This window comes from Streptomyces mayteni, assembly GCF_054783955.1.
This window is the reverse complement of the sequence record NZ_BAAGPR010000192.1, coordinates 1-7,982: the sequence shown is the minus strand read 5'-3', so window position 1 is coordinate 7,982 and position 7,982 is coordinate 1. Positions and strand designations below refer to the sequence as shown.

At 77.7% G+C, this 7,982-nt stretch carries 7 protein-coding genes; 2 read left to right on the top strand and 5 right to left on the bottom strand.

Annotated elements, in window-relative coordinates; all coding sequences use genetic code 11:
- Window positions 1-1,540 (top strand): tetratricopeptide repeat protein (locus ACYVPE_RS38430; protein ID WP_461038481.1); only part of this gene is annotated, 1,540 nt, incomplete at its 5' end.
- Between the two features lie 9 nt (window positions 1,541-1,549).
- On the opposite strand, the gene ACYVPE_RS38425 is transcribed toward ACYVPE_RS38430, so the two are convergent.
- From ACYVPE_RS38425 to ACYVPE_RS38405, 5 genes are read right to left on the bottom strand one after another with little or no spacing between them, the layout of a single operon-like run.
- Window positions 1,550-2,713: an XdhC family protein gene (locus tag ACYVPE_RS38425; protein WP_461038480.1), complete on the bottom strand. Its 1,164-nt coding sequence runs from the start codon at window positions 2,711-2,713 to the stop codon at window positions 1,550-1,552.
- On the bottom strand, window positions 2,713-5,121 hold the full coding sequence (gene pucD, locus ACYVPE_RS38420; RefSeq protein ID WP_461038479.1) for a xanthine dehydrogenase subunit D: 2,409 nt from the start codon (window positions 5,119-5,121) through the stop codon (window positions 2,713-2,715). The genes ACYVPE_RS38425 and pucD overlap by 1 nt, the downstream gene beginning before the upstream one ends.
- Window positions 5,118-5,309 carry a hypothetical protein gene (locus tag ACYVPE_RS38415; protein ID WP_461038478.1) on the bottom strand — a complete coding sequence of 64 codons (192 nt, stop codon included), beginning with the start codon at window positions 5,307-5,309 and terminating at the stop codon, window positions 5,118-5,120. Before ACYVPE_RS38415 ends, pucD begins: the two co-directional genes overlap by 4 nt.
- Window positions 5,306-5,791 carry a (2Fe-2S)-binding protein gene (locus ACYVPE_RS38410; RefSeq protein WP_461038477.1) on the bottom strand — a complete coding sequence of 162 codons (486 nt, stop codon included), beginning with the start codon at window positions 5,789-5,791 and terminating at the stop codon, window positions 5,306-5,308. The genes ACYVPE_RS38415 and ACYVPE_RS38410 overlap by 4 nt, the downstream gene beginning before the upstream one ends.
- Window positions 5,791-6,678: an FAD binding domain-containing protein gene (locus ACYVPE_RS38405; RefSeq protein ID WP_461038476.1), complete on the bottom strand. Its 888-nt coding sequence runs from the start codon at window positions 6,676-6,678 to the stop codon at window positions 5,791-5,793. Before ACYVPE_RS38405 ends, ACYVPE_RS38410 begins: the two co-directional genes overlap by 1 nt.
- Window positions 6,679-6,895: 217 nt before the next feature.
- Here ACYVPE_RS38405 and ACYVPE_RS38400 point away from each other — a divergent pair.
- Window positions 6,896-7,982 (top strand): PucR family transcriptional regulator ligand-binding domain-containing protein (locus ACYVPE_RS38400; RefSeq protein ID WP_461038482.1); only part of this gene is annotated, 1,087 nt, incomplete at its 3' end.

The window sequence follows — 7,982 nt, the reverse complement described above, 5'->3', positions numbered from 1 at the left end:
CCGCGAGATGCGCGACGGCGTCCGCGCCGCCGTCGTGGCCGCCGTGGCCACCGCCGTCGAGCTGTACACGGCCGCCGGCCTGGCCCGCCGGGCCCGCGTCCACCGGGCCCGCGCCCTCACCCTCCGCGAGGCCACGACCGCCGACGACGCGACCCGGGCCGAACTCGCCGAACTGGCGGAGCTCGCCGAGCTCATGGCCGACGACGCCGCGGAGCACCCGGCGCCCGAACCGGGTTCGGACGGCGCCCGCACCCGGCTGCACCTGCTCAACACCCGCACGTTCCTCGCCTTCCGGCCGCTGGTCGACGCCCGCGCCGAGCCGCCGGCCGACGCCAGGGAGCGCTTCGCGGCGGCCCAGGCCGAGCTGCTGGCCGAGGCCACCAGGCTGGCCGTGCCGCACCAGGCGGCGGCCGCGCACCGCTACGCCGCCGACGTCGCCGCCCGCGAGGGCCGTTGGGAGGCGGCGGTGGCCGACCTCAGGGCCTGCCTCGACGCCCTGGAGGCCGCCGACCGGCCCTGGGGCACCCCGATGCCGCAGTTCCTCCTCGCCCAGGTGCTGCGGCAGCAGGGCAGGGCCGAGGAGGCGGCCGAGCTGGCGCACCGCGCCCTCGCCGGCGCCGCGCGCCACGGCGACCCGGACTTCCCGACCGCCGTCGCGCACACCGTGCTCGGCGGGCTGTCCGCGGGGACCGGCGACCGGACGAGCGCGGTGACCCATCTCTCCCAGGCCGCCGACCGGTTCGAGCGCGACGGCGACCACGACAACGCCGCCGGCGCCCGCCTGGACCTCCACGAGGTGCTGGCCCAGGCCGGCCAGCACGCCGAGGCCGCCGCGGTGCTGGAGTCGGCGCTCGGCGCCGACCAGGGCGCGCTCGACCCGCGGCTCGCCGCCCAACTCCGGCTCAGCCTGGGCCACCGCCTCACCCACGCCGGCGAACACCGCGCCGCCGCCGAGGAGTTCCTGCGGCTGGCGGACGCGCTCGCCACCTGGGACGAGGACCGGCACCTGCACACCATGGCCGCCGCCGAGGCGGCCGCCGCGCTGCTGCGGGCCGGCAACGCGGACACGGCAGGCGCGGCCTACGCGCGGATGCTCGCCCTGCACGAGGAGGCGCCGCACCCGAGCGCCGTCCTGACCACGGCCCGCGCGTTCGCCGAGCGCGCCGAGCCGGACGCGGCGCTGAGCCACCTGGCCACCGCGGACGGCCTCCTCGACTCCGTGGCGCCGGAGGCCCGCGGGTACGAGACGGGCGTCAACCACGACCTGCGGGCCAGGGTCCTGGTCGACGCCGGCCGCGCCGAGGACGCGCTGGCCGCCGCCGAGTCCGCGGTCGCCGCCTTCGCCGAGAGCGGCCGGGACGGCGAGCGGCCAGGCGCCGAGGCGAACCGGGTGGCGGCCGTCATCGAGGCCGACCGGCTGGGCCGCCGGGAGGCCGCGCTGGCCCGGCTGGCCGACACCGTCGCCCGCTGCCGCGCGGCGGGCGACGAGGAGACCGCCCAACGCCTCGAGGGGCTGCGCGCCCGCATCGCCGCCGCCTGACCCGCGGGGTCAGGCGGCGGTGCTGCCGGCCGGGGCGGGGGCGAGGGCGGCGGTGGTCTCGTGGTGGATGGACAGCCCGCTGTCGGTGAGCGGCACGCCCGAGCCGCCGCGGCGGAGGGCGACGATCTCGGCGGTGATGGAGAGCGCGGTCTCGGCGGGGGTCCTGGCGCCCAGGTCGAGGCCGATCGGCGAGCGCAGCGCGGCGAGTCGGCGTTCGGGGACCCCCGCCGCGCGCAGCCGGCGGAGCCGGTCGGCGTGGGTGCGGAGCGAGCCGAGCGCGCCGACGTAGCCGACGGGCAGCGCGAGCGCCCTGGTGAGCAGCGGGACGTCGAACCTGGCGTCGTGGGTGAGCACGCAGATCGCGGTGCGGCCGTCGAGCAGGTCGCGCTGGGTGTCCAGGTAGCGGTGCGGCCAGTCGACCACGACCTCGTGGGCGGCGGGGAAGCGCTCGGGGGTGGCGAAGACGGGGCGGGCGTCGCAGACCGTGACCCGGTAGCCGAGGAAGGCGCCGGCCCCGGCGAGGGCGGCCGCGAAGTCGACGGCGCCGAAGACCAGCATCCGCGGCGGCGGCAGGCTCGTCTCGACGAGCAGCGTGACGGGCGTCCCGCAGCGGCCGCCCTCGGCGGCGAGGTGGACGAGGCCGGTGCGGCCGGCGTCCAGCAGCGCGGCGGCCTCGGCGGCGGCCGCCCGGTCGAGGCCCGGCCGGCCGCCGAGGGTGCCTCGGTGGGTGCCGTCGGGGCGCACCAGCAGCGCGCCGTCGCGGAGTTCGGGCGGTCCCACGACGATCCTGGCCAGCGCGAGCGGCCGGCCGCCGCCGGCCTCCGCGAGCGCGGCCGCCAGGGTCCGCCGGGCGGGCGCGGCGCGGCCGACCGGGGTGACCAGCACCTCGACGGTGCCGCCGCAGGTGAGGCCGACGGCGAGGGCGTCGTCGTCCGCGTAGCCGAACCGCTCGCGGCGGGGCGCGCCGTCGGCCAGGGACTCCCGGCACAGCTCGTAGACGGCGGCCTCGACGCAGCCGCCCGAGACGCTGCCCACCGCGGTGCCGTCGGCGGCGACGGCCAGCGCGGCGCCGGGGGCGCGCGGGGCGCTGCCGCGCACGTCGACGACGGTGGCGACGGCGAACTCGCGCCCGTCCAGGCACCAGGCGCGCAGCGTCTCGGCGAGCTCCAGCATCAGGCGCCCCCCTCCGACCCGCCCGGGTCCACCAGGTGTTCGGGGCGCACCGGTACCCGGCGCAGGTCGCGCCCGGTGGCCTGCCGGATCGCGGCCACCACGGCGGGCGTGGCGGAGAGGGTGGGGGCCTCGCCGATGCCGCGCAGCCCGTAGGGGGCGTGTTCGTCGGCGAGTTCGAGGACGTCGAGCGGCATGGTCGGGGTGTCGAGGATGGTGGGGATCAGGTAGTCGGTGAAGGACGGGTTGCGGATCCGGCCGTCCGGGCCGACGACGATCTCCTCCAGCACGGCGAGGCCGAGCCCCTGGGCGGAGCCGCCGTGGATCTGGCCGGCGACGGCCGCCGGGTTGATGGCCCTGCCGACGTCCTGGGCGGCGGCCAGCTCGATCACCTTGACCAGGCCGAGCTCGGTGTCCACCTCGACGACGGCGCGGTGCGCGCAGAACGAGTACTGGACGTGGCCGAAGCCCTGCCCGGTGACCGGGTCGAAGGGCTGGGTGGGCCGGTGCCTGAACTCCAGCTCCAGGTCGACGGCCTCGTCGCCCAGCACGTCGGCGAGCGAGGCGAGCACCGAGCCGTCGGCGGCGACCACCTTGCCGCCCTCCAACCGGGGGCCGGTCTCCGGCCAGCCGTGCCGCTCCCGCCCGCGGCGCAGCAGTTCGGCGCGGACCGCGAGGCAGGTGTTCCGGACGGCGCCGCCGGTCATGTAGGTCTGCCGGGAGGCGGAGGTGGAGCCGGCGGAGCCGACGCTGGTGTCGGCGGGCAGGATCGTCACCCGGGTGACGCCGAGTTCGGTGCGGGCGATCTGGGCGTGCACGGTGACGCCGCCCTGGCCGACCTCGGCCATCGCGGTGTGCACGGTGGCGACCGGCTCGCCCGCGATCACCTCCAGCCTGACCCGGGCGGTGGAGTAGTCGTCGAAGCCCTCGGAGAAGCCGACGTTCTTGATGCCGACGGCGTAGCCGACGCCGCGCACCACGCCCTCGCCGTGGCCGGCGTTGGAGAGCCCGCCGGGCAGCGCGCGGACGTCGACCGCCGGCGCGCCGGTGGCCGCGTCGACGGTCTCCCACTGCCGCTCGGGGGGCAGCGGGCGTGCCTTCACCAGGCGGAGCAGCTCGGCCACGGGGGCGGGCGAGTCGACGACCTGGCCGGTGGGCATGGTGGAGCCCTGGCTCATGGCGTTGCGCCGGCGCAGCTCGACGGGGTCGAGGCCGAGGGCGGCGGCGAGCCTGTCCATCTGGGCCTCGTAGGCGAAGCACGCCTGGACGGCGCCGAAGCCGCGCATCGCGCCGCAGGGCGGGTTGTTGGTGTAGAGCGCGACGGCCTCGACGTGCGCGTGCGGCACCTCGTAGGGGCCGAGCCCGAGGGAGGCGGCGTTGCCGACGACGGCGGACGAGGACGAGGCGTAGGCGCCGCCGTCGAGCACGATCCTGGCACGGACGTACACGAGCCTGCCGTCGCGGGTGGCGCCGTGCTCGTAGGAGAGTTTCGCGGGGTGCCGGTGCACGTGCCCGAAGAAGGACTCGTGGCGGTTGTAGACGATCTTGACGGGCCGGCCGGTGCGGAGCGCCAGCAGGCAGGCGTGGGCCTGCATGGAGAGGTCCTCGCGGGCGCCGAAGGCGCCGCCGACGCCGGAGAGGGTGAGTCGCACCTTCTCGGGCGGCAGGCCGAGCACGGGGGCGAGCTGCCGGTGGTCGACGTGCAGCCACTGGGTGGCGATGTGCAGGTCGACGCCGCCGTCCTCGGCGGGGATGGCGAGCCCCGACTCGGGGCCGAGGAACGCCTGGTCCTGCATGCCGACCTCGTACTCGCCGGTGACCACCACGTCGGCGGTCGCGGCGGCGGCCGCCGCGTCGCCGTGCACGATCGGCTGGCGGTGCACGACGTTGGGGTGCGGGGCGTGGGCGGCGTGCCGGTCGGTGCGGCCGGGGTGCAGCACGGGCGCGTCGGGGGCGGTGGCGCTGGCCTCGTCGTGGACGACGGGGAGTTCGCGGTAGTCGACGCGGATCAGGGCGGCGGCGCGGCGGGCGGACTCCGGGTGGTCGGCGGCCACCACGGCGACGGGCTCGCCCTGGTAGCGGACCACGTCGCGGGCGAGCACCGGCTGGTCCTGGATCTCCAGGCCGTAGTGGGTGGCGGCGGGCAGGTCGTCGTGGGTGAGCACGCAGTGCACGCCGGGGGCGGCCAGGGCCAGGGAGACGTCGATGGCCTCGATGGCGGCGTGGGCGTGCGGGCTGCGCAGGGTGTGGCCCCACAGCATGTCCTCGTGCCACAGGTCGGAGGCGTAGGCGAACTCGCCGGTGACCTTGAGCACCCCGTCGGGGCGGGGCACCGACTCGCCGACGCCGCCCGGGCTCTCGCCGCCGAGCGCCTGGCGCGGCGGCGACACGCGGCCGGTGGGCGGGGTCACGAGAGCTCCGCCGCGGGCTCGGTGGCGTGGTCGGCGGTGCGGGCCGCGGCCAGCCGGACGGCGTCGAGGATCTTCTCGTAGCCGGTGCCCAACCCTCCGGGGCGGGGCACCGACTCGCCGACGCCGCCGGGGCTCTCGCCGCCGAGCGCCTCGTGCGCCGGCGACACGCGGCCGGCAGGCGGGGTCACGAGAGCTCTCCCGCAGGCTCCGCGCCGCGGACGGCGGCCAGCCGGACGGCGTCGAGGATCTTCTCGTAGCCGGTGCAGCGGCAGAGGTTCCCGGAGAGCGCCTCGCGGATGTCGGCGTCGGACGGCTCCGGCACCCGTTCGAGGAGTTCGCCGGCCGCCATCAGCAGCCCGGGGGTGCAGAAGCCGCACTGGACGGCGCCGGCCGCGCAGAACGCCTCCTGCAACGGGGAGAGCCGGTCGTCCCGCCGCAGCCCCTCGACGGTGTCGACGGACGTGCCGTCGGCCTGGCCGGCCGCGACCAGGCAGGCGCACACCAGGTCGCCGTCGAGCCGGACGGTGCAGGAGCCGCACTCGCCCTGCTCGCAGGCGTTCTTGCTGCCCGGCAGGCCGAGCCGCTCGCGCAGCACGTAGAGCAGGCTCTCGCCTGGCCAGACGTCGTCGGCCGTCTGCGGCCGGCCGTTGACGGTGAGTCGCACGCGCATCAGGCGGCACCCCTCTCCAGGGCGTCGGGACGGAGGGCGGACCAGGTCCAGTGCAGGGTGCGGCGGGCCAGCACGGCGACGGCGTGCCGGCGGTAGTCGGCGGTGCCGCGCACGTCGTCGATCGGGGCGCAGGCGGCCGCGGCCAGCTCGGCGAACCGGCGGGCGGCGGCCGGCGGCACGGGCCGGCCGCTCTCCCAGTGGCCGCCCTCGGCGAGCACGCCGGTCAGGAACTCCTCGGCGGCGTGGGCCCTGACGGGCGTCGGGGCGGCCGAGCCGATGCCGGTGCGGACGGTGCGGGTGACCGGGTGCAGGGCGAGGGCGAACGCGCAGACGGCGATGACCATGGCGTTGCGCGGCCCGACCTTGGCGAACTGCTGCGGGCCGCCGGCGGTGTCGACGTGCACGGCGCGGATCAGCTCGTCGGGGGCGAGCGCGTTGCGCTTGGGCCCGGTGTAGAACTCGTCGATCGGGATCAGCCGGGTGCCGCGCACCGAGGCGGCCTCGACCCGGGCGCCGGCGGCGAGCAGCGCCGGGTGGGAGTCGCCGGCCGGCGAGGCGGTGCCGAGGTTGCCGCCGACGCTGCCGCGGTTGCGGATCTGCGGGGAGCCCACGGTGTGGGCGGCGAGCGCGAGTCCGGGCAGCTCGGGGCGCAGCCGGTCGATGACGACGCGGTAGGGCACGGCGGCGCCGAGCCTGACGACGTCGGGGCCGGCCTCGTAGGCGCGGAGCTCGGGGATCCGGGAGAGGTCGAGCAGCCGGGTGGGGCGGCGCCGGTCGAAGTTGATCTCGACCATCAGATCGGTGCCGCCGGCCAGCGGCACCGCGTCGGGGTGGGCCGCCTTGGCGGCCAGCGCCTCCTGCCAGCCGGCCGGACGCAGGAACTCCATCAGCGTGCCCTCCCGGGGAGGTTGGCGGTGGTGGACATGGCTCCTCCCAGTACAACCGGTCAGAAAGGGTCGCGGGCAGTCACGGATGGGCCGAAGCCATCACTCGGCTGGGCCGCCGGCTCTTGTAGATTCGTACGAAGAAACGGTGTCGGCAACCAGAGGGCAGCCACCGGGCAACACCAGGGAAACCGACGATCGGCCAGGCGGGACCGAGGACATGCGACTGCGCACGCTGCTGGAGACCGGCCCTTTCGGGTTGCGGCTGCTGGCCGGGGAGCCGGAGCTCGACCGGCGGGTGCGCGGGGTGATGACGACGGACCTGCGCGACCCGAGCCGCTATCTGCGCGGCGGCGAGCTGGTGCTGACCGGCCTCGCCTGGTGGCGTGGCCCGGGCGACGCGGAGCCCTTCGTGCGGATCCTGACCGCCGCGGGCGTGGCGGGTCTGGCGGCCGGCGAGGCCGAGTTCGGCGCGGTGCCGGAGGATCTGACGGCCGCCTGCGCGCGCCACGGGCTGCCGCTGTTCGCGGTGGGCGAGGAGGTCGGCTTCGCCGACATCACCGAGTTCGTGGTGCGCCGCGTCTCGGGCGAGCGGGCCGGCGACCTGGCGGCCGTGGTGGACCGGCACCGGCGGCTGATGTCGGCCGGGCCGGCCGGCGGCGGCCCGGGGGCGGTGCTCGACCTGTTGGGCACCGACCTGGACCTGCGGGCCTGGCTGCTCTCCGCCAGCGGCCGGCCGATCGCCGCCACCGGCGGCGAGCCGCTGCCGGCGGGCGTCGCGGGCGAGCTGTGTGAGCGGCGGCTGGCGGCCGCCGGCGCCGGGCGCCGGGGCCCGTCGCGGGCGGCGGTGGGGGGCGAGACGTACTCGCTGTTCCCGGTCGGCGACGAGGAGGGCGACCCGCGGCGGACGCTGCTCTCCGGCTGGCTGCTCGCGGTCCTGGCCGACGCCGGGGAGTGGCCCCCCGAGCGGCTCGACCTGCTGGACGGCGTCGCGCGGCTGGTGGCCGCGGAGCGGGACCGCCGCGAGGCGAGCAGGACGGTGCAGCGGCGGCTGGCCCGGGAGGTGGTGGAGCTGACCTCGGCCGGCGCGCCGCCCGCCGAGGTGGCGGCCAGGCTGCGGGTCGCGGCGCCGGTGCTGGGCGCGGGTGGCGCCGAGCCGTACTGGCAGGTGGTGGCGACCCGGGTCGCGTGGGCCGGGGCGGAGTTCGACACGGGCCAGGTCGGCCGGGCGCTGTTGGAGGAGCTGCTGCCGACGGCGGCCGTGGCGGACGGCGGCGTCGAGGCGGTGGCGCTGGTGCCGCTGCCGG